Annotated in this window: 26 protein-coding genes; 14 read left to right on the top strand and 12 right to left on the bottom strand. The window is 71.9% G+C overall.

The window, feature by feature from the left end; translation table 11 throughout:
- Positions 1-13: 13 nt before the first annotated feature.
- Positions 14-1708, bottom strand: coding sequence for an SDR family oxidoreductase (locus MUY14_RS41510; RefSeq protein ID WP_247025492.1), 1695 nt, complete (start codon positions 1706-1708; stop codon positions 14-16).
- Positions 1709-1936: 228 nt separating this feature from the next.
- Between MUY14_RS41510 and MUY14_RS41505 the strand changes: the two genes are divergently transcribed.
- The 5 genes from MUY14_RS41505 to MUY14_RS41485 all read left to right on the top strand — a co-directional run bounded on the left by MUY14_RS41505 (position 1937) and on the right by MUY14_RS41485 (position 7051).
- Entirely contained in the window at positions 1937-2776 is an 840-nt protein-coding gene (locus tag MUY14_RS41505) for an ABC transporter ATP-binding protein (protein ID WP_247017982.1), read from the top strand.
- On the top strand, positions 2773-3582 hold the full coding sequence (locus tag MUY14_RS41500) for an ABC transporter permease (protein ID WP_247017980.1): 810 nt from the start codon (positions 2773-2775) through the stop codon (positions 3580-3582). The genes MUY14_RS41505 and MUY14_RS41500 overlap by 4 nt, the downstream gene beginning before the upstream one ends.
- Complete coding sequence (locus MUY14_RS41495) at positions 3579-4736, top strand: sensor histidine kinase (RefSeq protein ID WP_247025490.1); 1158 nt, start codon at positions 3579-3581, stop codon at positions 4734-4736. Before MUY14_RS41500 ends, MUY14_RS41495 begins: the two co-directional genes overlap by 4 nt.
- Positions 4733-5353: a response regulator transcription factor gene (locus MUY14_RS41490; RefSeq protein WP_247017979.1), complete on the top strand. Its 621-nt coding sequence runs from the start codon at positions 4733-4735 to the stop codon at positions 5351-5353. The genes MUY14_RS41495 and MUY14_RS41490 overlap by 4 nt, the downstream gene beginning before the upstream one ends.
- Before the next feature lie 357 nt (positions 5354-5710).
- The gene (locus MUY14_RS41485) at positions 5711-7051 is read left to right on the top strand and encodes a serine hydrolase (protein ID WP_247017977.1); all 1341 of its coding nucleotides are present in this window, start codon (positions 5711-5713) and stop codon (positions 7049-7051) included.
- Positions 7052-7098: 47 nt separating this feature from the next.
- Here MUY14_RS41485 and MUY14_RS41480 read toward each other — a convergent pair whose 3' ends face one another.
- Together MUY14_RS41480 and MUY14_RS41475 are read right to left on the bottom strand one after the other, a co-directional pair.
- Positions 7099-7416, bottom strand: coding sequence for a hypothetical protein (locus MUY14_RS41480; protein WP_247017975.1), 318 nt, complete (start codon positions 7414-7416; stop codon positions 7099-7101).
- An 11-nt stretch (positions 7417-7427) separates the two neighbouring features.
- Positions 7428-8114 carry a hypothetical protein gene (locus MUY14_RS41475; protein ID WP_247017973.1) on the bottom strand — a complete coding sequence of 229 codons (687 nt, stop codon included), beginning with the start codon at positions 8112-8114 and terminating at the stop codon, positions 7428-7430.
- Positions 8115-8237: 123 nt separating this feature from the next.
- Here MUY14_RS41475 and serC point away from each other — a divergent pair, with 123 nt between their 5' ends.
- Entirely contained in the window at positions 8238-9362 is a 1125-nt protein-coding gene (serC, locus tag MUY14_RS41470) for a phosphoserine transaminase (protein WP_247017971.1), read from the top strand.
- Here the strand turns inward: serC and MUY14_RS41465 are convergent.
- The 6 genes from MUY14_RS41465 to MUY14_RS41440 form a co-directional block, all read right to left on the bottom strand.
- Positions 9355-10575, bottom strand: coding sequence for a glycosyltransferase 87 family protein (locus tag MUY14_RS41465; protein ID WP_247017969.1), 1221 nt, complete (start codon positions 10573-10575; stop codon positions 9355-9357). The genes serC and MUY14_RS41465 overlap by 8 nt on opposite strands.
- Before the next feature lie 48 nt (positions 10576-10623).
- Complete coding sequence (locus MUY14_RS41460) at positions 10624-12153, bottom strand: amidohydrolase family protein (RefSeq protein WP_247017968.1); 1530 nt, start codon at positions 12151-12153, stop codon at positions 10624-10626.
- 223 nt (positions 12154-12376) lie between these two features.
- Positions 12377-13582 carry an ABC transporter permease gene (locus MUY14_RS41455; protein WP_247017967.1) on the bottom strand — a complete coding sequence of 402 codons (1206 nt, stop codon included), beginning with the start codon at positions 13580-13582 and terminating at the stop codon, positions 12377-12379.
- Entirely contained in the window at positions 13579-14265 is a 687-nt protein-coding gene (locus MUY14_RS41450) for an ABC transporter ATP-binding protein (RefSeq protein ID WP_247017966.1), read from the bottom strand. Before MUY14_RS41450 ends, MUY14_RS41455 begins: the two co-directional genes overlap by 4 nt.
- Positions 14262-15356 (bottom strand): peptidoglycan-binding protein, encoded by a 1095-nt coding sequence (locus MUY14_RS41445; RefSeq protein ID WP_247017965.1) that lies wholly within the window; start codon positions 15354-15356, stop codon positions 14262-14264. The genes MUY14_RS41450 and MUY14_RS41445 overlap by 4 nt, the downstream gene beginning before the upstream one ends.
- Positions 15353-15892 carry a hypothetical protein gene (locus MUY14_RS41440; RefSeq protein WP_247017963.1) on the bottom strand — a complete coding sequence of 180 codons (540 nt, stop codon included), beginning with the start codon at positions 15890-15892 and terminating at the stop codon, positions 15353-15355. Before MUY14_RS41440 ends, MUY14_RS41445 begins: the two co-directional genes overlap by 4 nt.
- Positions 15893-16004: 112 nt before the next feature.
- On the opposite strand from MUY14_RS41440, the gene MUY14_RS41435 reads away from it, so the two are divergent.
- From MUY14_RS41435 to sepH, 3 genes are all read left to right on the top strand, one after another.
- The gene (locus tag MUY14_RS41435; protein ID WP_247017961.1) at positions 16005-16667 is read left to right on the top strand and encodes a response regulator transcription factor; all 663 of its coding nucleotides are present in this window, start codon (positions 16005-16007) and stop codon (positions 16665-16667) included.
- A complete protein-coding gene (locus MUY14_RS41430; protein ID WP_247017959.1) occupies positions 16664-17812 on the top strand; it encodes a cell wall metabolism sensor histidine kinase WalK in 1149 nt (382 codons plus the stop codon). Before MUY14_RS41435 ends, MUY14_RS41430 begins: the two co-directional genes overlap by 4 nt.
- Before the next feature lie 337 nt (positions 17813-18149).
- Positions 18150-18992: a septation protein SepH gene (gene sepH / locus MUY14_RS41425; protein ID WP_247017958.1), complete on the top strand. Its 843-nt coding sequence runs from the start codon at positions 18150-18152 to the stop codon at positions 18990-18992.
- Here sepH and MUY14_RS41420 read toward each other — a convergent pair.
- The 3 genes from MUY14_RS41420 to MUY14_RS41410 are packed head-to-tail and all read right to left on the bottom strand — an operon-like array spanning position 18989 to position 20802.
- Complete coding sequence (locus MUY14_RS41420; RefSeq protein WP_247017957.1) at positions 18989-19345, bottom strand: MmcQ/YjbR family DNA-binding protein; 357 nt, start codon at positions 19343-19345, stop codon at positions 18989-18991. The two genes, sepH and MUY14_RS41420, sit on opposite strands and share 4 nt — an antisense overlap.
- On the bottom strand, positions 19345-19965 hold the full coding sequence (locus tag MUY14_RS41415) for a DUF2537 domain-containing protein (RefSeq protein WP_247017956.1): 621 nt from the start codon (positions 19963-19965) through the stop codon (positions 19345-19347). Before MUY14_RS41415 ends, MUY14_RS41420 begins: the two co-directional genes overlap by 1 nt.
- 30 nt (positions 19966-19995) lie before the next feature.
- Positions 19996-20802 (bottom strand): RNA methyltransferase, encoded by an 807-nt coding sequence (locus MUY14_RS41410; protein WP_247017955.1) that lies wholly within the window; start codon positions 20800-20802, stop codon positions 19996-19998.
- Positions 20803-21013: 211 nt separating this feature from the next.
- Here MUY14_RS41410 and MUY14_RS41405 point away from each other — a divergent pair, with 211 nt between their 5' ends.
- The 5 genes from MUY14_RS41405 (at position 21014) to MUY14_RS41385 (ending at position 25705) form a co-directional block, all read left to right on the top strand.
- Positions 21014-22513, top strand: coding sequence for a glutamate-cysteine ligase family protein (locus tag MUY14_RS41405; RefSeq protein ID WP_247017954.1), 1500 nt, complete (start codon positions 21014-21016; stop codon positions 22511-22513).
- A 16-nt stretch (positions 22514-22529) separates the two neighbouring features.
- Complete coding sequence (locus MUY14_RS41400) at positions 22530-23126, top strand: TetR/AcrR family transcriptional regulator (protein WP_247017952.1); 597 nt, start codon at positions 22530-22532, stop codon at positions 23124-23126.
- 73 nt (positions 23127-23199) lie between these two features.
- Positions 23200-23862 carry a heme oxygenase (biliverdin-producing) gene (locus MUY14_RS41395; RefSeq protein WP_247017950.1) on the top strand — a complete coding sequence of 221 codons (663 nt, stop codon included), beginning with the start codon at positions 23200-23202 and terminating at the stop codon, positions 23860-23862.
- A 312-nt stretch (positions 23863-24174) separates the two neighbouring features.
- Entirely contained in the window at positions 24175-24798 is a 624-nt protein-coding gene (locus MUY14_RS41390; RefSeq protein WP_247017949.1) for a superoxide dismutase, read from the top strand.
- 103 nt (positions 24799-24901) lie between these two features.
- Positions 24902-25705, top strand: coding sequence for an arylamine N-acetyltransferase (locus MUY14_RS41385; protein ID WP_247017948.1), 804 nt, complete (start codon positions 24902-24904; stop codon positions 25703-25705).
- The last annotated feature ends 89 nt before the right edge of the window (positions 25706-25794 follow it).

Below are 25794 nucleotides of genomic sequence, written 5' to 3'. Positions count from 1 at the left end.
CGCCGCGGGCGGCTCACGGCGTCATGTCCAGCTTCGCCGCCGCGCGCAGCAGTCCGGGCGTCAGTCGCGAAAGGACCAAGGCCACCTTCGCCTCCGGTGTGGACGGTGCGATCGCGGTGTCCTTCTCGACGGCCCGCAGGATGTCCTTGGCGACCCCCTCGGGCCCGAAACCCCTTCGCGCGTAAAGCTTCGAGCTGGCCTGCTGACGCCGTCGTTGCTCCTCGTCGGACACCCCGACGAACGTCGTCGTGTTCGTGATGTTCGTCTTCACGATGCCGGGGCACACCGCCGTGACGCCGATGTGGTGCGCGGCCAGCTCGGCGCGCAGGCCGACGCTCAACGCCAGCACGGCGGACTTCGTCGTGGCGTACGCGGTCAGGATCTTCGAGGGCAGGTAGGCGGCCGCGGAGGCGAGGTTGACGATCTGACCGCCTTCCGCGCGCTCGGCGAGCATCGGCGCGAACGCGCGGCAGCCGTGGATCACGCCCCAGAGGTTCACGTCGATGACGCGCTCCCAGTCCTCGACGGTCGTGTCGAGGAACGGGCCGGACATGCCGATGCCGGCGTTGTTGACCACGATGTCCGGCACGCCGTGGTTCTCCCGGACGTCCTGCGCGAAGCGGTGCACGGCGGGACCGTCCGAAGAGTCCACTGTGTACTCGGCGACGCCGTGGTCTTCCAGCAGCTTCAGGGTTTCCGCGGCCGCGGCGGGATCGATGTCGGTGATGACGACGTCGGCGCCCTCGGCGGCGAAGGCGAGCGCGGTGGCCCGGCCGATGCCGCTGCCTGCGCCGGTGACGACGACCAGCTTGTGCTCGAACCGGCCGGCCCCCACGCGCGCTTGGCGCAGCGCGCGGCTTTCGGCGCCGGTCTCGGCGTACTCGATCAGCTCGGCGGCGGCCCGTGCGACCACCTCGGGCTTGGCGCGGGTGACCCAGTGCGTCCCGACGACCCGGCGGATCCGCAGGTCCGGCACCCAGCGCACGACCTCGGTCTGCAGCGGCGTCGTGACGTAGGCGTCGCCGGTCGGGGCGAGCACCTGCACGGGGACGTCGGCGGGCTTCGGGGCCGGCCGCGAAAGGCGGGTGAACATGTTGGCGCGGTAGAGCTCGAGCCCGTGCAGGCCGTCGGACTTCTCCGGCGGCGCCGCGTCCGGTTCCATCCGCTGGATCTGCTTGCCCAGCAGGCCGGTCCGCCACAGCAGGTCCGGGATGAGCGGGAACTGGAACGCGAGGATGTACCACGAGTGCAGGAACTGGCTCAGCGCGTTCTTCAGGCGCTTCGGCGTCGGCCGCGAGAGCTGCGCGCGGAACCACGCGCCCGCGTGGTCGAGGCTCGGCCCGGAGATCGACGTGTAGGACGCGATCCGGCCGCGCAGCCCGTCACCGGTGACGGCGTGCCACGTCTGGATCGAGCCCCAGTCGTGGGCGACCAGGTGCACCTTGCCGGCCGGCTGCACCGCTTCGACGACCGCACGCAGGTCGTCGGCCAGCTGGTCCAGCCGGTAGGACGAGCGTCCGGACGGCTTGTCCGACTGTCCGGCCCCGCGCACGTCGTAGGTGACGACGCGGTGCTTCACCCCGAGCGAGGCGGCCACCCCGCCCCACATCGAGCTGTTGTCCGGGTAGCCGTGCACGAGCACGACCGTGGGCCCGTCTTCGCGGCCGTCGATGTGGACCGAGAGGCGGACACCGTCGCTGGCGGTCACCCACTTGTGAGACATTCTGTCATGTTAGACAACCTGTCAACAGCGGTGTTCACCCGCGCGGCGGTTACGCGTGACCGGAAGTTCGGTTTTTTGCTTGTATGACAGCGTTTTCGTGGTTTCCCGTGGAACCAAGCGGTCCGGTGGACACCCTTGTCCACCGAACGGTGGACAGCCGGATTCAGCTGAGCGTTGCTCACGATCAAGCCCCCGGGCAGCCAAGCTGGAGCCATGACCACAGCAGTGAGCGTGCGCGGCCTGCGCAAGCAGTACCCCGGTCACCTGGCCGTGGCCGGGCTGGACCTGGACATCGCCCAGGGCGAGGTGTTCTCCCTGCTCGGCCCGAACGGCGCCGGCAAGACCACCACCGTCGAGATCCTCGAAGGCCACCGCCGGCGCACCGACGGCGAGGTCACCGTGCTCGGGGAGGACCCGGGCAAGGCAGGCCGCGCCTGGCGGGCCCGCATCGGCGTCGTCCTGCAGACCGCGACCGACGCCGCCGAGCTGACCGTCGCCGAGACCGTGAGGCACTTCGCGAAGTACTACCCGGACCCGCGCGACCCCGACGAAGTCATCGACAAGGTCGGGCTCACCGCGAAGGCGGGCGCCCGGGTCAAGTCGCTCTCCGGCGGCCAGCGGCGTCGTGTCGACGTCGCGCTCGGCATCGTCGGGCGCCCCGAACTGCTCTTCCTCGACGAGCCGACCACCGGCTTCGACCCCGAGGCGCGGCGCCAGTTCTGGGCGCTGATCAGCGACCTCGCCGTCGAAGGCACCACGATCCTGCTCACCACCCACTACCTCGACGAGGCCGAGGCGCTCGCCGACCGCGTCGCCGTGATCGCGCGCGGCGAGATCGTCGCGCAGGACACGCCGCGCGACCTCGGGGGCCGGGCCGCCGCCGAGGCGACCGTGCGGTGGGTGGACGAACGCGGTGAGCACGTCGAGCGCACGGCGTACCCGACGAAACTCGTCACCGAGCTCTCTGCTGGGGGTAGGGAGCTCGCCGGGCTGACCGTAACGCGGCCGAGCCTGGAAGACATCTACCTGGACCTGATCGGAGAAAAGGCATGACCACCCTCGCCCTCCCCGGCCCGCTTTCCCTGGGGCTGGCTCGCGGCGGTACCGAGCTGCGGCAGTTCTTCCGCCACAAGGAACAGGTGGTCTTCACCTTCTCCCTACCCGCGGTGCTGATGATCCTGCTCGGGTCCATCCTGGACGGTCCGACCGCGCTCGAAGGCGTCACGTCCGGGCAGCTGCTCGCGGCCGGGATGATCGGCTCCGGCATCGTCTCGACGTCGTTCAACAGCATCGCGACCGGCGTCTCCGGCGACCGCGAATCCGGCGCGCTCAAGCGCCTGCGCGGCACGCCGATGCCGCCGGCGTCCTACTTCATCGGCAAGATGGTGCTGGTCGCGGTGTCCAGCCTGGCCCAGACCGTGCTGATGGCCGGCGTCGCGGTGCTGCTCTTCGGGCTCGAACCGCCGTCCGACCCGGCGAAGTGGCTGACGCTGCTGTGGGTGTTCGCGCTCGGCATCGTCTCCTGCACGCTGCTCGGGATCGCGATCAGCGCGCTCGCCAAGTCCACCAACGGCGCGGTCGCCATCGTGCAGATGCTGTACCTGGTGCTGCAGTTCATCTCGGGGGTGTTCGTCTCGCCGATCACCAACCTGCCGAAAGTTATGGTGGACATCGCTTCGTTCTTCCCCCTCAAGTGGATTTGCCAGGGCTTCCGGTCGGTGTTCCTGCCGGACGCCGCGGTGCGGATGGAGATGGCCGGGTCATGGGAGCTGCCGCGGGTGGCGCTGGTGCTGGGGATCTGGTGCGTGGTGGGCGCGGTGCTGGCGCGGCTGACGTTCCGGTGGACCGACGCGAAGTGAAGGACGCCTGGGACCGGTTCAACTGGCTCTGGGAAATCCTCTTCGCGGTGGCGTACCTGGCCACGACGGTGCTGGTGGTGCTGGACGAAGCCGATCCGGTGCGCACCGCCGTCGCGGTCGGGGCGCTCACCGCGCTCGCGCTGACCTACCTGCTGTGGGGCCGCGGGGTCGTCCGCGACGAAGGGCACGTCCGGCAGCGGTGGACGCTGGCGCTCGTGGTCCTGGCGCTGGTCGCGGTCGCGATGTTCGCCAACACGACGACCAGCTTCATCCTGTTCATGGTGTGCCCGCTGCTGTTCTCGACGCTCGAGTTCCGGCCGGCCGCGGTGCTGACGACGTTCGCGATCCTGCTGAGCCCGGCGTCGGCGGTCATCAACGACGGGCTGGCCGGGCCGACGTTGCACATCCTGCTGCCGATGACCGCGATCCTGATCGTGTTCGGGATCCTGTCCGGCAAGTTCATCCTGCACGTCATCGAGGAAAGCCGGGCGCGGGCGGACCTGATCGCGCAGCTGGAAGCGAGCCAGGCCGAGGTCGCCCGCCTCTCCCGGGAGGCGGGCACGGCGGCCGAACGCGAGCGCCTCGCGCGGGAAATCCACGACACCCTCGCGCAGGGGTTCACCAGCATCGTCACCCTCGCCCAGGCCATCGAGTCCGAAGTGGACACCGACCCGGCCGCGGCGCGGCGGCACGCCGAGCTGGCCACCCGGACCGCGCGCGACAACCTCACCGAGGCCCGCGCGATGGTCGCCGCGCTGGCCCCGGCCGACCTCACGTCGGGCTCGCTCGTCGACGCCGTCCGGCGGCAGGCCGACCGCCTGGCGGACGAGGCGGGGCTGTCCGTCCGGTACGAAGTGGACAGTGCGCTCCCCGCGCTGCCCATGGCCGGCGAGGTCGTCCTGCTGCGGGGCGCGCAGGAAGCGCTCAACAACGTCCGGCGGCACGCGGCGGCGTCCGCGGTTTCGGTGACACTGTCCGTTGTGGACGATGCCGTCCGGCTGTCCGTCCGCGACGACGGCGCCGGCTTCGACCCGGACCGCGCCGAAGGGTTCGGCCTGCGGGGCATGCGCTCCCGGGCCGAGCAGGTCGGTGGCAGACTGAGCGTCCGGAGCGGCCCCAGCGGCACCGAACTCACCTTGGAGGTGCCCGCTTGATCCGCGTCATGCTGGTCGACGACCACCCGGTCGTCCGCGAAGGCCTCCGCGGCATGCTCGAAGCCGAGCCCGACCTGACGGTGGTCGGCGAGGCAGGCTCCGGCGACGAAGCCGTCGCGCTCGACCGCGTCACCGAACCCGACGTCGTGCTGATGGACCTGCGCATGCCGGGCCTCGACGGCGTCGGCGCGACCCGGCGGATCCTGCGCGAGCAGCCGGCCAGGCGGATCGTGGTGCTCACGACGTACGAAACGGACGCCGACATCCTGCGCGCGGTCGAGGCCGGCGCGTCCGGCTACCTGCTGAAGGACGCGTCCCGCACGGAACTGGCGAACGCGATCCGCGCGGCCGCCCGCGGCGAGACGGTGCTGGCGCCTTCGGTGGCGGGCAAGCTCGTCAACCGGGTGCGCAACCCGGAGCCGCAACCGCTTTCGGCGCGCGAGGTGGAGGTGCTGCACCTGGTCGCGAAGGGCGGGACGAACGCCGACATCGGCCGCGCGCTGCACATCAGCGAGGCGACGGTGAAGACGCACCTGCTGCGGGTGTTCGGCAAGCTCGGCGTGTCGGACCGCACGGCCGCGGTGACGACGGCGATGTCGAGGAACCTGCTCGGCTGAACCCGACTCGCCATGCGCGGAACCGCCGGCGCGCCACCACGACCCCGCTCGGCTGAACCCCGGGCTCGCGATGCGTGGGAACCCACCGGCCTGGGCCACCGCGACCCCGCTCGGCTGAACCCCGGAACCTGCTTCCCCAGCCTCGCCCCAGCGCCGCAACCCCAACCCGCCATGCGTGGGAACCCGCCGGACCGGCCCGCGCCACCACAGCCCGCGACCCGCTGGGCTGACCTCGGCACGCCGCCACCCCGCCGCACCTCGCCCAGCGCCGCGACCCGCCCGGCCTGGGCCACCGCGACCCCGCTCGGCTGAACCCCGGGACCTGCTTCCCCCGCCGCCGCGCGGCAGAATGCCCTCATGCTTGAGTCGACCGAACACGCCCTGCTCCGCCGGATCGCCCACGAGCAGGCGGCCTGCCGGGCGCCGTCGCTGGTTGCCGCCGTTGTGCGGGACGGCGAAATCGTCTGGTCCGGTGGCCGCGGGCGGGTCGGGGACTCGCGGCCCGGGAGCGACACCCAGTACCGGCTGGGCTCGATCACCAAGACCCTCGTCGCCACCGCCGTCATGCGCCTGCGCGACGAAGGGCTGCTCGACCTCAACGACCCGCTCGAAAAGCACGTCCCCGGCACGCCGTTCGGCGCCGCCACCGTCGCGCAGCTGCTGTCGCACACCTCCGGGCTGACGTCCGAGTCGCCGGGACTCTGGTGGGAGCGGACGCCGGGCGCCGACTGGGACGCGCTCGTCGGCAGTCTCGCCGAGGGTGCCACCAAGCACCGGCCGGGCGCGAAGTTCCACTACTCCAACGTCGGCTACGGCGTGCTCGGCGAGCTCGTCTCGCGCCACCGCGGCAAGGGCTGGCTCTCCGTGCTCGACGAGGAGGTGCTCGGCCCGCTCGGGATGACCCGCACCACGCCGCACCCGACCGGCGCGCACGCCGAAGGCTTCGCCGTGCACCCCTTCGCCGACATCCTGCTGCCCGAGCCGAGCCCGGACGCCGGCGCGATGGCCCCCGCCGGGCAGTTGTGGTCCACCGCGACCGACCTCGGCCGCTGGACGGCGTTCCTCGGCGGGCACGGCGGCGGCGTGCTGGCGCCGGAGACCATCGAGGAAATGCGGACCATGGTCACCGTCGACGACACCGACGTCTGGACGACCGGGTTCGGGCTCGGCCTGATGCTCGTGCGCTACGGCGGCCGCCGGCTGGCCGGGCACACCGGCTCGATGCCCGGCTTCCTCGCCGTCACGCTGGTCGACCCGGTCGCGCAGACCGGCGCGCTGGTGCTCACCAACTCGACGTCCGGCGTCGGCATCACCCAGCTCTGCCTGGACCTCATCACGATGACCGACGAGCGGGAGCCGCGCCTGCCCGTCGAGTGGGAGCCCACCGCCGTCGACCCGGAGCTGCTCGCGCTGACCGGGCTCTGGCACTGGGGCCCGACGCCGTACCACCTGCGCGTCCAGCCCGAGGGCGTGCTCCTGCTGGCGCCGGTCGAGGGCGCCGGGCGCAGCTCGCGCTTCCGCGCGACCGGGAAGGACACCTACGTCGGCCTCGACGGCTACTACTCCGGCGAGACGCTCGAAGTGGGCCGCGGCGCCGACGGCGTGGCCACCCACCTCGACCTGGCGACCTTCATCTTCACGCGCACGCCGTACGACCCCGCCGCACCGGTCCCGGGCGGCGTCGAGGACTGGCGCTGACCGGCCGGGCCCCGCTCACACCCCCAGAGCGGTGGTGAGCGGGGCCCTCAGGTCAGTGCGGCCGTGCCCGCCGCGTAGGCGACGGACACAGCGAACCGGGTGGCGATGCGCTTGCCTTCGCCCCAGTCGAACACCCCGAACTTCAGCTGGGTCTGCACGGTGATCGTCGAACCCTGCGCCGCCGGCGAAACCATCGCGGTGACGACCTGACCCCAGCTGAGGAAGGTCATCCCGGTGCGGCAGGTGACGTAGCCGCGCTGGGCGTCGTAGAACGGGCCCTGCCCGCCGATCGCCGTGACCCCGGCGGGGAGCGCGTTCCACAGCACCTGCGGCGGCACCGGGAAACTCTGCTGCACTGTCGTCATGGCGGGCCAACCTACCGGGCCGCGCGCCCCGCGGGCACCGTGTTTTTCCGGTCACGGCGGTGGACGCCGAGCTCGCCGACGGCGTAACCGTCGCCGTCCGGAAGGCCGATGACGAGGTGCTCCGAGGGCCACCCGGCCAGCCACATCCGGCGCCGGCCGGCCAGCTCGGCGGCGACGTCGGCCGGGGCCGCGGCCAGGTGGAACTTGATCCGGTGGGCACCGGGCAGCACGGCCCAGCCGTCGACCGGCTCGCCCGGCCGCACGTCGAACGCCGCGGCGGCGACCTCCGTCCAGCGGCCGTTCAGGCACTGCGCGATCTCCGCGAGTTCGGACCGCCACCCCGCCAGGCCCAGCACGACCAGCAGGCCCGGGACCGGCACCAGCAACGGCAGCCAGCCGCCGTCGAAGACGATGGCCGCCGCTTCGGCGCCGACGGCGAGCGCGGCGGCCGTCCAGACCGCCGCCGTCCGGGCAGCGAGCCGCCACCGGACCCGGGAGCGACGGCGCAAGCGGACCCGACGGCTCGGGCGTTCCTCGCCGGTCACCCACCACGGCAGCCGCCGGACGAAGACCAGCGCCAGCGTCGCCGCGAAGCCGACCGGCAGCCCGATGGCGGTCGTGTCGGTCCAGCCCTCGACGAGGAGGTGCACCGCGGCCACCACCGCGAACCAGGCGAAAAAGTACCAACGAGGCTTCATCGATTCCACATGTCGGACTCCATCCATGCCCCCACCACCGCCCTCAACGGAGACGCTTCGCGTCACTGTGTTTAACCGAACACCTCTGTTAGCAGCCCGATCCCGACCTGAGAGACTGGCCACATGACCGACGCTGAGTTGACCATCCCCGCAGACCTCAAGCCGGCCGACGGCCGCTTCGGCTGCGGACCGTCGAAGGTCCGCGCCGAGCAGCTGAGCGCACTGGCGGAGTCCGGCTCCACCTACCTCGGCACGTCGCACCGGCAGAAGCCGGTCAAGTCCCTCGTCGGGCGCGTCCGGGCCGGCCTGTCCGAGCTCTTCTCGCTGCCCGAGGGCTACGAAGTGATCCTCGGCAACGGCGGCACCACGGCGTTCTGGGACGCGGCCGCGTTCGGCCTGGTCCGCGAGCGCTCGCAGCACTTCACCTACGGCGAGTTCTCCTCGAAGTTCGCCTCCGTGACCAAGGGCGCGCCGTTCCTGGCCGACCCGATCGTCGTCAAGGCCGACGCCGGCAGCGCGCCGGACATCGCCTACGAAGCCGGCGCGGACCTGGTCGGCTGGGCGCACAACGAGACGTCGACCGGTGTCGCCGTCCCCGTTCGCCGTCCGGAAGGCTCCGAAGGCGCGCTGGTCGCGATCGACGCCACCTCCGGTGCCGGCGGCCTCCCGGTCAAGGCCGAGGACTTCGACGTCTACTACTTCGCGCCGCAGAAGTCGTTCGCCGCGGACGGCGGGCTGTGGATCGCGCTGGCCTCCCCGGCCGCGGTCGAGCGCATCGGCGAGATCGGCGGCGGCGACCGCTGGATCCCCGAGTTCCTGTCGCTGACCACCGCGCTGGACAACTCCCGCAAGGATCAGACGTACAACACCCCGGCCGTGGCCACGCTGTTCCTGCTCGCCGAGCAGATCGAGTGGATGAACGGCCAGGGCGGCCTCGAGTGGACGACCGCGCGCACGAAGGACTCGTCGTCGCGGCTGTACGAGTGGGCCGAGAAGACCAGCTACACCACGCCGTTCGTCAAGGACGCGGACCTGCGCTCGCAGGTCGTCGGCACGGTCGACTTCAGCGACGACGTCGACGCCGCCGCGGTGGCGAAGGTGCTGCGCGCCAACGGGATCGTCGACACCGAGCCGTACCGCAAGCTGGGCCGCAACCAGCTGCGCGTCGGCCTGTTCCCGGCGATCGACCCGGACGACATCACGAAGCTCACGCAGAGCATCGAGTACGTGGTCGAGCGGCTCAGCTGACCCGGGGTTCCGCGGAGGGGACCTTCGCCACTTCGGCGGCGGAGGTCCCCTTCTGCGTGCTCAGGCGGCGGGCGCCGAACGCGGCTAGGGCCAGCAGAAGCAGGCCGAACAGTTCGTAGGACTCGGTGGCGAGCCACCAGATCGCGGACGGCGCCGGCCGTGGGGCGAACCACATCGGGCCGGCGATGAACAACGCCACTCCCGCGACGACGACCGCGGCCGCCACCCACCGGACCGCCCGGTCGAAGCGCCACGCGTACCACCCGGCGAGGACGAGGATCGGCACGCACCACGTCCAGTGGTGGGTCCACGAGATCGGCGAGACGAGCAGCCCGCCGAGCGCACAGGCGGTGAGCCCGAGCACCGGCTCGGCGGCCCGCACGATGATCACCGCGACCAGGGCCATCACGGCCACCGCGGCCAGCACCCACACGGACTCCGGCAGGCTGGCGCGCACGGTCAGGCCGTGCAGCGACTGGTTGCCGACGTAGTCGACGCCGCCGATGCGGCCCGCGTCGAAGACGAGCTTCGTCCAGTACGTGACCGACGCCGACGGCCGGACCAGCCACAGCAGCGCCCCGGCCGCGAGGAAGCCGCCGACCACCCGCGCGGCCGACTTGAAGTCGCGGCGGAACAGGAAGTAGACGACGAAGACGGCCGGCGTCAGCTTGATCGCCGCGGCCACGCCGATCAGCAGGCCCTTCGTCCGCTTCCGCTCGCCGGGCAGCAGCACGTCGAGCACCACCAGCACCATGAGCAGCGCGTTGATCTGCCCGAAGCCGAGCGTCGAGCGCACCGGCTCCAGCAGGGCACCGGCGAGCTGCGCGCCGATCGCGACCAGCGCGGCCACCGCGCGGCCGTTGACCTTCGACGCGTCGGTGAGCGAGCCGTTGAGCGTCGCGACGTAGAGGTAGGCGACGACGCCGGTCGCGAGGATCGACGCGATGCTGACCAGCTTCATCGTCACCGCGAAGGGCAGCAGCGTGCCGGGCAGGAACACCGCCGCGGCGAACGGCGTGTAGGTGAACGGCAGCAGGATCTGGTGCGTGGTCGGCACCCAGGCGTCGTACGGCGTGCCCTGCTGGGCCAGCGCTTTGGCGCCGCCCAGGTAGACCTCCAGGTCGAGGCCGTCGAACCGCTTCAGGACGAGGACCAGGACGACCGCGGCGACCTCGAGCACCGCGAGGGACCACAGCAGTTTCCGCCCAGTCAACGCGTCCCCCTCGAACCCGGTCTCCGACCGGCCGAGATTACCGGGCGCTCAGCAGCAGCCGCGCACCGGCAACCGCACTGACCTGGCCTTCGCCGAGGGCGGCCGGTTCGCCGCGGCTTCGGCGTCGGCGAGCAGCCGGGCGCGCGCGGCCCGGTCGAGCACGCGGCCGGCGGTGACGACGGTGTCGATCCGCCGGATCGCGCGGATGTCGGCGAGCGGGTCGGCGTCCAGCAGCACCAGGTCGGCGGCCTTGCCGGGGCCGATCGTCCCGACGCTCGCCGAGCGGCCGAGGAACGCGGCCGCGTCGCGGGTGACGGTCTGCAGCGCCCGTTTCGGGGTCAGCCCGGCCTCGACGAGGTAGTCGAGCTCGTCGTGCAGGCTGAAGCCCGGGAAGACGTACGGGTTCTGGCAGTCGGTCCCGCCGAGGAGCCCGACGCCGTTGCGGTACGCCTCGCCGGTCAGCCGCAGCTGCGCCTGGAAGTAGTCCTCCTGCTGGGCGACCTGATCCGGCGTGACCGGCGTGAAGAGCGTGAGCCGGTCGGCCCAGTAGTCGCGGATGTCCTGGGAGACGTACTTGAGCCGCGGGTCGTGCGCGAAGGTGTCGGCGGGCTTCGAAATGACGCGGTTGACCGCGAACGTGGGCGTCAGCCGGCTGCCGAGCGCGTTGAGCCCGGCGAAGTGGCGTTCGGCCGTTTTCGGGTCGTAGGCCTGGGCGGCCTGCCGGTCGAGTTCGCGGGCGAGGTTGAAGAAGTCGCGCGGGGCCTTCGGGTCGAACGGCTTCGCGTCGAGGCGGGCGAGGAACTCGTCGCGCCGGCTCGAGGTCGCGATCGGCAGCCCGAAGGAGTGCTCGAAGCTGCGCTGGCCGTAGCGGGCGGCCTCCAGCTGCCCCATCCGGTACGGCCAGTGCCCGGCGAAGGTCAGGCCGAGCCGGTCGCACTCGTCGGCGATCGCGGTGAAGCACTCGCGCGGCAGGTAGAAGTAGACCTTGACGAAGTCCGCGCCCTGCGCCGCGGCGGCCCGGACCGCCGCCCGCGCTTCCTGGGCGTTCGCGACCTGGGTGATCGGCGGCCCGAGCAGGGACACCGGCCCGTCGATGATCGCGCTGGCCAGCACGACCCGCGGGCCGAGCAGCTCACCGCGGACGATCTTGTCGCGGGTGGCGCGGTTCTCGGCGTAGCCCTGCATCTCGCGGATGCCGGTGACGCCGTTGGCCAGGAACAGCGGCGGCCACAGCTCTTCCATCTCGATGCCGTGGGCGTGCATGTCCCAGAGCCCCGGCACGAGCCAGCGGCCGCGGCCGTCGATCACCCGGGCGGGGCCCCAGCGCGGCACTTCGGCGGCCGGGCCGACCCAGGCGATCCGGTCCCCGACCAGCACGACCGCGGAGTTCGGGCGGGCCGGGCCGTCGGTGCCGTCGACGACGGTCGCCCCGGTCACCACGACGACGTCGGTGCCGGCCGCGGCGGCCTCCCGCGCGAACACCGCGGGTGCGATCCCGGCGGCGGCCAGACCCGCGCCCGCCGTGGCCAGCCACCGCAGGAAGTCCCGCCGGTTCGCCTCGACTCGCACCAAGCCCACCCACTCCTTCGCTCACGACCCCGGTGCCCATTCAACGCGGACGCGATCGAGCGCGAAATCTTCCAACGTGCTGAATCCCGGGCAGCGTGTAACCCGCCACGCGGCATCCGTGTCACTGCTCGCCCGCCGCCCCGCAATGTCATGAACGAGTCGTTCACCGCGTCTGGCGAGGTGAACGACTCGTTCATGACGTCCGGACCCGGGGTGAAGTGCCCGGGCCGGGTCAGGCCAGCGCCTGCGTGGGCGGCAGCCGGGCCGCCCGCATCGCCGGGTAGGCGCCCGCGACCGCCCCCACCAGGGCCGCGACCCCCACCCCGCCGGCCAGCGCCCCGGTCGGCAGCACCGCCGGCCACCCCTGGCTCAGCGCGTACCCCGCGGTCACCAGCACCCCGGCCAGCACGCCCGCGAGCCCGCCCAGCCCGGACAGCAGCACCGACTCGGCCAGGAACTGGCCGCGGACCTGCCGCTTCGTCGCGCCGAGCGCGCGGCGGAGGCCGATCTCGCGCCTTCGTTCCAGCACCGAGATCACCATCGTGTTCGCCACCCCGACCCCGCCGACGAGCAGCGCGACCCCGCCGAGCCCGAGGAACAGCGCGCTGTACGTCGTGTCCGTCAGCTTCTGCGCGGCGAGCGCGTCCGACGGGCGGCGCACCTCGACCTCGTTGGGCGCCTGCGGGTTCAGCGTCGCGGCCAGCACCGACCGCACACTGTCCACTTGGGACTCTTCGGCGCGGACATACACAGTGGACGGGTGGCCGTCGAACCCGAGCAGCCGCTCGGCGACGTCCCAGCCGACCAGCGCCGACCGCTCGATCTCCGGCGCGAGCGGCATCGGCGCGAGGATCCCGGCCACGGTGAACCACTGCGTCCCGATCAGCACCTGCGGCGGGCGGGCCGGGTCGACGTGGTCGATGCCGAGGCGGGCCGCGGCCTGCGAACCCAGCACCACCACCGGGTAGTCCTGGTCGCCCGCCGCCAGGAACCTGCCGGTCCGGACCTTGCCGCCGAGCACACCCAGCAGGTCCGGCCGCGCCGCGTACACGGCCAGCCCGGAGGAGTCGTTCGGCGCGATCTTGTCGCTGCGCCGCACGTTCGCCGACGTCGTCCCGGTGCCGCTGACCGCCTGCACCGGCCCGATCCGCTTCGCCATCGGGACGGCGTCGTCGGGCAGGGTCGCGTCGGCCCCGAACAACGTCTGCCCCGGCCCGGCGGTGAGCAGGTTGGTGCCGAGCGCGGCCAGCCGGTCGTGCAGCGCCTGCGCGCCGGACGCCGGGATCGCCAGCACCGCGACCATCGCCGCGACGCCGATCGCGATGCCCAGCGCGGAAAGCACCGCGCGCACCGGCCGCGTGCGCATGCCGTGCGCGCCCAGCGCGACGACGTCCGGCGGCTTGAGCCGGGCCGGTTCCGGCAGCGTCACGAGGGTCATCGCGCACCCACCAGACCGGTGTCCAGCCGCAGCCGCCCGTCGAGCAGCTCGATCCGGCGCGGCATGCCGGCCGCGATCTCGCGGTCGTGGGTGATCACGACGATCGTGGTGCCCTCGGCCGAAAGCTCGCCGAGCAGCCCGAGCACGGACGCGCCGGTGCCGGTGTCGAGGTTGCCGGTCGGCTCGTCGGCCAGCAGGATCGACGGCTCGTTGACCACCGCCCGCGCGATCGCGACGCGCTGGCGCTCCCCGCCGGACAGCTCGCCGGGGCGGTGCCACGCCCGGTGCCCCAGCTTGACGCGGTCGAGCGCGGCCAGCGCCCGGTCGCGCCGCCGCCGTCGCGGCACCCCGGCGTAGAGCAGGCCGGTGCACACGTTGTCCACCGCACTCATCCCTTCGTCGAGGAAGAACTGCTGGAACACGAACCCGATCCAGCGCGACCGCAGCGCGGAGACCTTGCGGTCCGGCAGCGCGGCGACGTCGTGGCCGTGCAGCTCGATCCGCCCGGACGAGGGCCGATCGAGCGTGCCCATCAGGTGCAGCAACGTCGACTTGCCGGACCCGGACGGCCCGACGATCGCCACCATTTCGCCGTCCTCCAAGGAAAGCGAGACGCCGTCGAGCGCGGCGACGCCGCCGGGGTAGGTGCGCGTGACCTCGTGCACGCGCAGCACGGGCGTCACGACGTCGTCACCACCCGCAGGCCCGCGGTCAGGCCGTCGCCGGTGACTTCGACCTTGCCGCCGCTGAACAGTCCGGTTTGGACAGCCACCAGCCGCCGCTTCCCGTTCTCGTCGACCTCGACCGCGTACCCGCCTTCGGCGAGCGCGAGCAGCGCGCCGACCGGGACCGCGAGCACGCCCTGGTGGACGTCCTTGGTGAACCGGACGCTCGCCGGCGAGGAGTCGAGGGTGCCACCCGCAGCAGGGTCGTCGAGCCGGACGGTGACCGTGATCGTCGGCTTCCCGTCGTTGTTGCCCGCCGCGTCCTTGCCCTCGACGGCGGAGCGCCCGACGTCGGTGATCGTGCCCGTCGTCGGCTTCCCGTTGATCGTCACGGTCGCCTTCGCGCCCTGCTGCGCGAGGTCCTGCTTGGCCGCCTCGAGCTTCACCTGCACCGACCGGACGGTCCCGGTCGTCTTGAGCACCTCGCCCTGTGCCGGCGAGCCGGGCTTGGCGGCGAGCGACGACACCCGGACCTCACCCGCCGCGAGCACGACGTCGCCCTGACCGAACGCGCCGGTCTGCTCCAAGCCGAGCGACTTCTGCCACTTCTTCAGCGCGGCCGCCGTCGCCGACGTGAACTTCTTGTCCGGTATGCCGAACCCGCCGAAGCCGCACGCCTTGAGGTTCTCCTCCAGCTGCTTGACGTCGGCGCCGTCGGCCGCACCGGCGGCGAGGTCGCGGTAGAACGGGAGCGTGCCGTAGAACAGCGGCACCGGCTTCGCGTCCACTCCGTACACCGCCTGGCAGCGGGTGATCTCGGCGCCGGCCGCGGGCAGCGACGTGATCGTGCCGGGCTTGCGGCCCTGGACGGTGTCCTCCTCGCCGTAGCCGAGCGTGCCGTCGGCTTCCTCTTCCTCGCTGAGGTCGGTCTTGACGACCTCGGCGGTCTCCACCGGCGGCGGCGCGGCTTCCTTCACCGGCGTCGCGCTCGACACCCGCGTCAGGACCACGACGGAGCCGGTGCCCAGCACCACGACGAGGACCGCGGCGGCGACGAACCACCGGGTCCGGCCGCGCCGGCGGGGCTTGAGTTCGGTCACGTGACTCATCGCGCCGGCGCCGCCTTCACGCTCATGCCCATGCCGCACGCCTTCGCGGCCGCTTCGAACTTCTTCGGGTCGTCGCCCGGCCCGCCGACGCGCATCGTCCCCTTGCCGCTCGGGTCGGGGTCGGGCATGTCGACGCCGTGGTCGCGCATGCACTTGGCGTCCTTGCGCATCTTGTCGAGCTCCTCGGCGCTCGGCGGCTTCATCTCGCCGCCGTTGGGCATGAGGTGCTTGCACGCCTTCTGCGCGGCTTCGATCTTCGAGGCGTCGGCGCCGTCCCCGCCCAGGGTGATCGCCATGCCCCCGCCGTCACCGGCCGGTTTGGGGTCGGGCATGTCGACGCCGTGCTCGCGCATGCACTTGGCGAACTCGCGCATCTTGTCTTCGTCGCTCTTGCCGCTCGTGTCGGCGGCGGTGGGCCCGCCCGGCTTCGGCGGCGTCGAAATCGAGGCGACCTTGCCGCCGTCGTCCCCCTTGGCGCCGCAGCCCCCGAGCAGCAGCGCCGCCCCGAGCGCCGCGACGACGATCCGTGTCCGCATGGCTCGTTCCTTTCTTCTCCGGTCGGTGCCAGGTCTACGGATCCGGGGATTCGGGCGCGCTAAGCGACGTCGCTTATGCGGTCCTTATGGCCTGCCTGCGCAGACTGGGCGGGTGCGGGTGCTGGTGGTGGAGGACGAGCGGCTCTTGGCCGACTCGGTCGCGGAGGGGCTGCGGCGGTTTTCGATGGCCGTCGACGTCTGCTACGACGGCGCGCAGGCACTCGAACGGGTCGGCGTGCACGGCTACGACGTCGTGGTGCTCGACCGCGACCTGCCGCTGGTGCACGGCGACGACGTCTGCGCCGCGGTGGTCCGTGCGGGCGGCGAGGCGCGGGTGCTGATGCTGACCGCGGCCGCCGACGTCACCGACCGGGTGGCCGGGCTGGGCCTCGGCGCCGACGACTACCTGACGAAGCCGTTCGCGTTCGCCGAGCTGGTCGCCCGGGTCCAGGCGCTGTCGCGGCGCGCGCGGCCCGCGTTGCCGCCGGTGCTGGAACGCGGCGGCGTCGTCCTCGACCTGCCGCGCCACCAGGCCGCCCGCGACGGCCGGTTCCTGCTGCTCTCGCCGAAGGAGTTCGCCGTGCTCGAGGTCCTGATGCGCGCGGAAGGCACGGTGGTCAGCGCCGAGGACCTGCTGGACAAGGCGTGGGACGAGCACGCGGACCCGTTCACGAACGCGGTGCGCGTCGCGGTGATGACCTTGCGGCGCAAGCTCGGCGACCCGCCGGTGATCGAGACTGTGCCCGGTGCCGGCTACCGGTTCGGCACGCCGTGAACGGCTTTTCGGTCCGCGCGAAGCTCACCGCCTGGTACGGCGCGCTGTTCCTGCTCGCCGGGCTGGTGCTCGTGGTGATCAACTACCTGCTGGTGCAGAGCACGCTGCCGGACCCGACCCGGGTCGCGTCGACGACGCTCGGCTCGGCCGACGCCACCTACGGCATCGCGGCCGGCACGCCCCTGCCGTCCGAAGGCATCGCCGTGCGGCTGCTCAGCGGCTCACTCGACGAGTACCGTTCCTCGACGCTCTCGACGTTGCTCGTCGGCTCGGCGATCGCGCTGGTGGCGACGGCCGGGCTGGCGGTGCTGTTCGGCTGGCTGATGGCCGGGCGCGCGCTGCGGCCCCTGCACGACATCACCTCGACCGCGCGCCGGCTCGAGGCGGGCAAGCTCGACCGCCGCATCAACCTGGAGGGCCCGCCCGACGAGCTGAAGGAGCTGGCGGACACGTTCGACGGCATGCTCGACCGGCTGGCGGAGTCGTTCGACAGCCAGAAGCGGTTCGTCGCGAACGCGTCGCACGAGCTGCGGACGCCGCTGGCCGTGCAACGGACGCTGATCGAAGTGGCGATGGCCGACCCGGAGGTGACGCCGGAGCTGCGGAAGCTCGGCACGCACCTGCTCCACACGAACGAGCGCAGCGAACGGATGATCGAGGGCCTGCTGGTCCTCGCCCGCAGCGACCGCGGCCTGCACGCGCGCGCACCGGTCCGGCTGGACGCCGTGGTGGCTTCGGTCGTCCGGGCGACGGCCGCCCAGGCGTCGACGGCGGGGGTGACGGTGGAGACGCGCCTGCGCCCCCGGGTGGTGGCGGGCGACCCGGTCCTGCTGGAGCGGCTGGTGACGAACCTGGTGGTCAACGCGATCACGTACAACGCTTCGGGCGGCTGGGTGTACGTCGAGGTCCGCGGCGACCCGGCCCTGGAGGTGCGCAACTCGGGTCCGGTGGTGCCGCCCGAGGCCGTACCGACGTTGTTCGAGCCGTTCCGCCGGGTGGGGTCGGAGCGGACGGGCGACACGCGCAACGCGGGACTGGGGTTGTCGATCGTCCGCTCGGTGGCCCAGGCCCACGCGGGCTACGCGGAGGCCCAGCCCGGCCGGCGCGGCGGGCTCACGGTGACGGTCCGCCTCCCGCCCTCGTGAGTGGTGGAGGCTGAGCGGCCGGCCGGCTCGGACGTCATGAACGAGTCGTTCATGACGTCCGGCGCGCTGAACGACCCGTTCATGACATCCCGCGAGCCGCCACCGCCCCCGCATCCGGCTGCCGCCGATCCACGCCGGCTTGATCCACTCGATCGTGACTGACCGTGTCCGGCGTGTCACACAGCAACCCCTGACCTGGGTGACCCATGATACGAGCGTCGCGAAATGAACAGTGGGCAGTTCGGCACGGACTCGGCGCGCCTCGCACGTCAAGTCGACGCGCCGTTCTAACGTGGGCACCCACAACGGTGAAGAAGAGATCGGGGAGGCGAGAACAATGCGGGCGCTGCGAGTGGTCGGGCTGCACGAGGACGGCAAGTCCATCGTGCTCGAAGACCCGGCGAGCCGCACTCGCTTCCTGCTCCCGGCTGATGAGCGACTGCGTGCGGCGGCGCGGGGGGACATCACCCGCCTCGGCCAGATCGAAATCGAGTTGGAGAGCCAGATGCGGCCACGCGAGATCCAGCAGCGCATCCGCGCCGGCGAGTCCGTCGAGCAAGTCGCCGCGAGCGCCGGTGTCAGCACACAGCGCGTCGAGCGCTACGCCTATCCCGTCCTGCTCGAGCGGTCGCGCACCGCCGAGCTCGCCCAGAGCGCGCACCCCGTCCGCGAGGACGGCCCCGACGTGCAGACGCTCGGCGAGGTCGTCGCGTACGGCTTCGGCGTGCGCGGCCACGACTACTCGCAGGCCACCTGGGACTCCTGGAAGGGCGACGACGGCCGCTGGGTCGTCGTGCTCCAGTGGAAGGCCGGCCGGTCGGACAACCGCGCGCACTGGGCGTTCTCCCCCGGCGCGCACGGCGGCACGGTCACGGCGCTCGACGAGAACGCCGAAGTCCTGCTGGACCCGAACGCCTACCGCCCGCCCCGGACGGTTCGTGCCTTGGCCCCGGCCCGCGAAACGGAGTTCCAGCCGACGCTGGACTCGGTGGCGCCGGAGCGCGCCGAACTGCCGTCGGCCGAGCCGGACCCGGACGACGACACCCGCGAGATCCCGCGCGTGCCGGCGGACCCGGAAGAAGACACGGCCGAGCAGCCGCGGCCGAAGGCCAAGAAGAACCACCCGATCGTGCCGTCCTGGGAGGACGTGCTCCTCGGGGTCCGCTCGCAGCGCGGCTAATCCACCCGCGCCGCGAGCGTCTTCGGCGCCACCTGCCGGTACGCCTCGCGCACGATCCGGCCGACCTCGGCCCAGTCGACGTCGACGTCCAGCCGCACGCCCAGCCACCCGCGGTGCCCGACGTACGCCGGCCGGAAGAAGCGCTCGGGCTCCCCGCGCACCAGCTCCTCCTGCACCCCGGGCGGCGCCGGGCACCAGAACGCGAGCCTGCCGTCGCCGTGGTGGTCGTCGGCGAACATCACGAAGGTCTTCTTGCCGCGCACGAACCAGGCGGGCGACCCGTGGCTGAGCCGCTCGGTCGCCTCCGGCAGGGCCAGGCACACCTTCCGCAGCTCGTCCAGCGGCTCGCCCATCAGGCACCGCCGAAGGCGATCACCAGCACGCCGATCCACGCGATCACCACACCGCCCGCGGCGCCGTACGCGGCCCACCGCAGGATCGGCGTGCGCCGAACCAGCCACAGCGACGGCGTGATCCCACCCGTCACGACGACCGACGCCACCAGCGCCAGCCACCCGCTGGTCTCCCGCGCCAGCGTCGAAGCCAGCGCCAGCATCGCCACGACGACCACGGCCGCGATGAACGCCGACACCGTCAGGCCGGTCGGCCACGGGGTCGGTTCGCCGGGCGGTCCCGGCGGGCCCAGCACGGCGCGGACGAACCGGTGGCCGGGTTCGGGTTCGCGCGGCGGCGGCTCGACGACCGTGTCCGCACCCGTCACCGGGTCCACGAACCGGACGGTCGTGCCCATCACCGACGCGAGCCGGCCGGCCAGCTGGCGGCCGCGCTGCGAAACGACCGCGCCCGCTTCGGCACCGGAATCGGCCGAGACGGCGGCCGCGACGCGGGCCCACTCGTGCAGGGCCTGCGCCAGGTCGGCGCCGATCGCGAGCTTGTGCGGGTCCACCTCGCGCGCGTGCTCCCCGCCGGGGCCGGCCAGCACGGCGCGCTCGCCGCGGATCCGCAGCTCCATGGTGTCCTTTCGCCAGACTGGGGGATCACTTTAGCCACCCGGAGCCAGTTCGTAGAAGGCAACGGCGGCAGCGGTCGCGATGTTCAGTGAATCGACTCCGGCCGGCATGGGTATCCGGACCGCGTGATCAGCCGCCGCCAGCGCCGCTTCGGTCAGCCCGGGACCCTCGGCACCGAAGAGCAACGCCACCCGACCGGGCGCGTGCGCGCGCAGTTCACGCAGGGAAACCGACCCGGGCCGCGGGGTGAACGCCGCGACGGCGAACCCGCGCGCCCGCAGGTCGTCGAGCCCGCCCGGCCAGTCCTCGAGGTGCCCGAACGGCACTCGCAGCACGTGTCCCATCGAAACGCGCACGCTGCGCCGGTACAGCGGGTCGGAACAACCGGGCCCGAGCAGCACCCCGCCGACGCCGAGCGCGGCCGCGTTCCGGAAGAGCGAGCCGAGGTTTTCGTGGTCGCCGACGCCTTCCAGCACGGCGATCGTGGCGGCACCGTCGACGACTTCGGAAACCGTGAGCGGCGCCGGCCGGTCGGCGACGGCGAGGATCCCGCGGTTGAGGTGGAACCCGACCACGTCGGCCATCGTCTCCGCGGACGCGACGTACTGCGGCGCCTCGATTCCTTCGAGTTCGGCCGCCAGTTCGGCGAACCGCCGTTCGACCCCGAGCAGCGCCCGCACCGGGTAGCGGGACGCCAGCAGCCGGGACACCACGACGGTGCCTTCGGCGATGACGAACCCCCGTCCACCAGGCCGGTCCGGGCGCCGGTCCGCTGTGGACAGCTCGCGGAAATCGTCGACCCGCGGGTCGTCCCGATCGTGGATGTGGATCACGCCCATCCGCCCAGTGTGTCACCCGCTTGCCGGGCACCCGACTGGTCCGAACGTCGACACCCCGGTGCTGCGAACGGGTCCATTTTGCTTTCGGTTAACCCCTCGTGACGGAGAGCACCAGTTTGGCCGCTAGCACGGGTGCATCGCCTGTGTAACGGTTGTCCGCCAGGACCTGAAACACGTCCTAGTTCCACGCCGACGCAAAGCAGGGATGGTCATGGGGATGGACCTCGCGGCTCGATCGTTCACCACGCTGGACCGCGGAAGGTACCGCCGCAAGGTGCAGCGCTGCCTGGACACGTTGGCCCGCATGCTCACCGACGGCAGCTTTTCGTTCCCCCGCAAGAACATCGGTCTCGAGGTCGAGCTGAACCTGGTCGACCGCGAGCTGCGCCCGTCGATGACGAACACCGCCGTGCTGGAGGCGCTGGACGACCCGTCGTTCACCACCGAGCTGGGCCAGCACAACATCGAGCTGAACGTGCCGCCCCGGCCGCTGGCCGGCGATTCGGCCCTGCAGCTCGAAGACGACCTCCGCGCGTACCTCGCCACCGCGGCCTCCAAGGCGCGCGACACCGGGTCGGCGCTGGCCATGATCGGCATCCTGCCGACGTTGAAGCACGAGCACTTCGACCAGAAGTGGCTCACCAACAAGACCCGGTACTCCACGCTGAACGACCAGATCTTCGCCGCGCGCGGCGAACGCACGGTGCTCGCGATGGAGGGCGCGCCGCTGCCCGGCCAGCAGCCGGAGCGGTTGCGCAGCTACGCCGAATCGATCCTGCCCGAGGCCGCGTGCACCAGCGTGCAGCTGCACCTCCAGGTCGCGCCCGAGGAGTTCGCGGCGCACTGGAACGCGGCGCAGTGCCTGGCCGGGCTGCAGATCGCGCTGGCCTCCAACTCGCCGTTCCTGCTGGGCAAGGCGCTGTGGCACGAAACGCGCATCCCGCTGTTCCTGCAGGCGACCGACACCCGGCCGGAAGAGCTGAAGAACCAGGGCGTCCGGCCGCGCGTGTGGTTCGGCGAGCGCTGGATCACGTCGATCTTCGACCTGTTCGAGGAGAACGTCCGCTACTTCCCCGGCCTGCTCCCGGAAACCGACGCCGAGGACCCGATCGAGGCGCTCGACGCGGGCCAGGCGCCGAAGCTGACCGAGCTGCGCATGCACAACGGCACCATCTGGCGCTGGAACCGCCCGGTGTACGACGTCGTCGACGGCCTGCCGCACCTGCGCATCGAAAACCGCGTCCTGCCCGCCGGGCCGACGGTCGTCGACACCGTGGCGAACGCGGCCTTCTTCTACGGCGCCCAGCGCGCGCTCGCCGAGGCGGAACGCCCGGTGTGGAGCCAGATGTCCTTCCAGGCCGCGGAGGAAAACCTCTACGCGGGCGCGCGCCGCGGGTTCGACGCGCAACTGTACTGGCCGGGCATCGGCTGGATCCCGCCGGACGAGCTGGCGCTGCGCGTGCTGCTGCCGCTCGCCCACGAGGGCCTGCGCCGCTCCGACGTCTCCGACGAAGCCCGCGAGCGCTACCTCGGGATCATCGAACGCCGCTGCCTCGCGCGGCGGACCGGGGCGACCTGGCAGCGCGACTACGTCCTGCGCGCGCAGGAACGCGGGCTGGACCGGGAGGCGGCGCTGAGCCTGATGCTGGGCCGCTACCTGGAGCTGTCGGAGTCGGGCGAGCCGGTGCACACCTGGACGTTGAGTGATTGACCGCTAACCTGAGCCGATGCCGAAGATTCTCGGTGCGTCGCTCGAGGCTCACCGGCGCGAGGTCCGGACGCGGGTCTTCGACGTCCTGCGCGCGCAGCTCTACGAACGCGGCTTCGACGCGATCACGCTCGCCGGGGTGGCCGCCGCGGCCGGGGTGGGCCGGACGGCGCTGTACAACCACTTCCCCGACAAGGAGAGCCTGCTGGTCGCCTTCGTCGAGGACGAGGCCGCCCAGTACGTCACGAAGCTGACCGAAGCCGTCGAGGCCCAGGCCGATCCGGCCGACCAGCTGGCCACGTTCGTCCGGCTGCAGCTGCGGGTGCTGGCGGAGTACCACATGCCGCCGGGCACGGCGCTCGCGTCGGCGCTGGCGCCGGCGGCGTACCGGCGGATCAGCGCGCACGCGGACCCGATCACCGACCGGCTGCGAGCCATCCTCCTCGGCGGCGTCGACCTGGGGCGCTGGCCGGCCGAGGACCCGGACGTGCTGATCCCGATGATCACCGCGGCCCTGGGCAACCGCACCCTCGTCGACGGCCCGCCCGAGCAGCTGGACGACGTCATCGAAGCCTCGGTGCGGTTCGTGCTCCGGGCGGTCGGCGCGCCGATTTAGGGTAGCCTAAGCCGGGATTGTGCCCTACGATCTTTCTGACAGCGTGTCAGATCGATCGCCGGGAGGCCTGCCCATGTCGGTGACCACGGACGCCCGCCCGTTCTCGGCGACGCTGCGCGCGTCGACGCTCGAGGTGCACGAGAAGGCGAACTACTCGACGTACATGCGCGCCCTGCTCGGCGGCGAGCTGTCCCAGGAGGGCTACACCCAGCTGGCGATCCAGTACTACTTCATCTACGGCGCCATCGAAGCGGCGAGCGACGCGATGGCGGATCACCCGGTCGGGGGCGAGTTCGTCTTCGACGAGCTGCGCCGGCTCCCCAGCCTGGAGCGCGACCTGGCCCACCTGGTCGGCCCGGACTGGCGCACGACGATCACCCCGCTGGCTTCGACGCGGGAGTACGTGGCACGGGTGCGCGAAGCGTCTTCGTGGGCCGGCGGCTACGTGGCCCACCACTACACGCGCTACCTGGGCGACATCGCGGGCGGCCAGGCGATCCGCCGGCTGCTGGAGCGCCAGTACGACGTCGCCGAGGCGGGCACGCTCTTCTACCACTTCGACGGCATCGGCAGCGCGCCGCGTTTCCGCGACCAGTACCGCGCGAAGCTGGACAACGCACCGTGGGACGAGGCCGAGCGGGCGCGGGTGATCGGCGAGACGTTGGTGGCGTTCGAGTGCAACGTCGCGGTGTTCGACGAACTGGCCACCCGGCTCGACGAATACCGCACCGCCTGAGCCCGGACCGCGGCCGGCGATGCCGCGAATGACTCATTCGCGGCGCCAACGGTCGCCAATGACCCATTCACGGCCCCGCCCAGCGACCTCACCCAGCTGCCGCACGCGGGGCCGCATGATCGTCGTCACAGCTCGTTGACCTCCAGTTAAGTCCAGGTAGCAGGCTCGGTTTCGGGTGGCGGCCCCTCGGGTACGCCATTCACGAGCCGGTCATCCCACGCGGTGACCACGACGCGCCCCCGCTCGCCGCGGAGAGGCGTGTGCTACTAGGTTCGATACCGGAAACTTGTGTCGAAGACAGAAGGAGGGCCAATGGCCCGCTACGAGCTCCCCGATCTCGACTACGACTACAGCGCCCTCGCGCCGCACATCTCCGGCGAGATCAACGAGCTGCACCACAGCAAGCACCACGCGACCTACGTCAAGGGCGCGAACGACACGCTCGACAAGATCGCGGAAGCCCGTGACGCCGGCAACTTCGGCGACATCGTCGGCCTGCAGACGACGCTCGCGTTCCACCTCGCCGGGCACGCGAACCACGTCGTGTGGTGGAAGATCCTGTCGCCGGAAGGCGGCGACAAGCCGACCGGTGAGCTCGCCGCCGCGATCGACGAGGCGTTCGGCTCCTTCGACAAGTTCAAGGCGCAGTTCACCGCCGTCGCGACGACGATCCAGGGCAACGGCTGGGCCGCGCTCTCCTGGGACCCGATCGGCAAGACGCTGATCACCCAGCAGCTGCGCGACCACCACAACAACCTGGTGCTGCCGACCGTCCCGATCCTGCTGGTCGACGTCTGGGAGCACGCGTTCTACCTGGACTACAAGAACGTGAAGCCGAAGTACGTCGAGGCCCTGTGGAACATCTACAACTGGGCGGAGATCTCCAAGCGCTTCGACAACGCCGTCGCCGGCGGCAACGGCCTGCTGCTCGGCTGAGCTCGTCCGGAAACGGGGTCCTCCTGCACGGGAGGGCCCCGTTTTTTCGTCGGCGGGTGAAATCGCTTGACCTCGAGTGCGGTCCAGGTGTTTGGCTTGGTGCATGGACGTCGACGCGTATCTGGACCGGCTGGGGGTGCGGCGGCCCGCCGCGGCCGACCTCGCGACCCTACGCCACCTGCAGGAGCACCACCTGAGCACGGTCCCGTTCGAAAACCTGAGCATCCACCTCGGCGAGCCCGTCGAGCTGACCGAAGCGGCCCTGTTCGCGAAGATCGTGCGACGCCGGCGGGGCGGGTTCTGCTACGAACTGAACGGCCTCTTCGCGGCGTTGCTGCGCGAACTCGGCTTCTCCGCGACGCTGCACGCGGCGCAGGTCTTCCACGCCGACGGCACCCTCGGCCCGCCGCTGGACCACGCGGCGATCGTCGTCGAACTCGACGAACCCTGGCTGGTGGACGTCGGTTTCGGCCGCTTCGCGCGGCACCCGCTGCGCCTGTCCGGTGTGGACGCCCAGCGCGACCCGGACGGCGATTTCCTGCTGCTGGACACCCCGGACGGCGACGTCGACGTGCTGCTGGACGGAAAGCCGCAGTACCGGCTGGAGCGCCGCCCGCGCCCGCTGGCCGACTTCGTCCCGATGGCGTGGTGGCAGTCGACGTCCCCCGAGTCGCACTTCACGCGCTCGCTGACCTGTTCCCGCCCGACATCCCAGGGCCGCGTGACGCTGTCGGGCGACAAGCTGATCGAGACCGTCGACGGCGTCCGGAACGAGGTCCTGCTGCCGACCGAAGCCGCGATCCGGGCGGCCTACCGCGTCTACTTCGGGCTCCCGCTGAAGCGCCTGCCCACTCCGCCGGGTGGGAGCCCCTTGACGAGCGGGACGCTCAGCCCGACACTGCCGTGACGTGAACGAAGCCCCGGCCTGGGGTTCCCAGGGCCGGGGCTCCGTCCGTTCCCGAACTGACTGCCGCTCCCACCACGAAGCGGACATGC

It is taken from the genome of Amycolatopsis sp. FBCC-B4732 (assembly GCF_023008405.1).
GTDB lineage: Bacteria > Actinomycetota > Actinomycetes > Mycobacteriales > Pseudonocardiaceae > Amycolatopsis > Amycolatopsis pretoriensis_A.
Note: the sequence above shows the minus strand (reverse complement) of the source record. Positions and strands in the feature narration are given on the sequence as shown.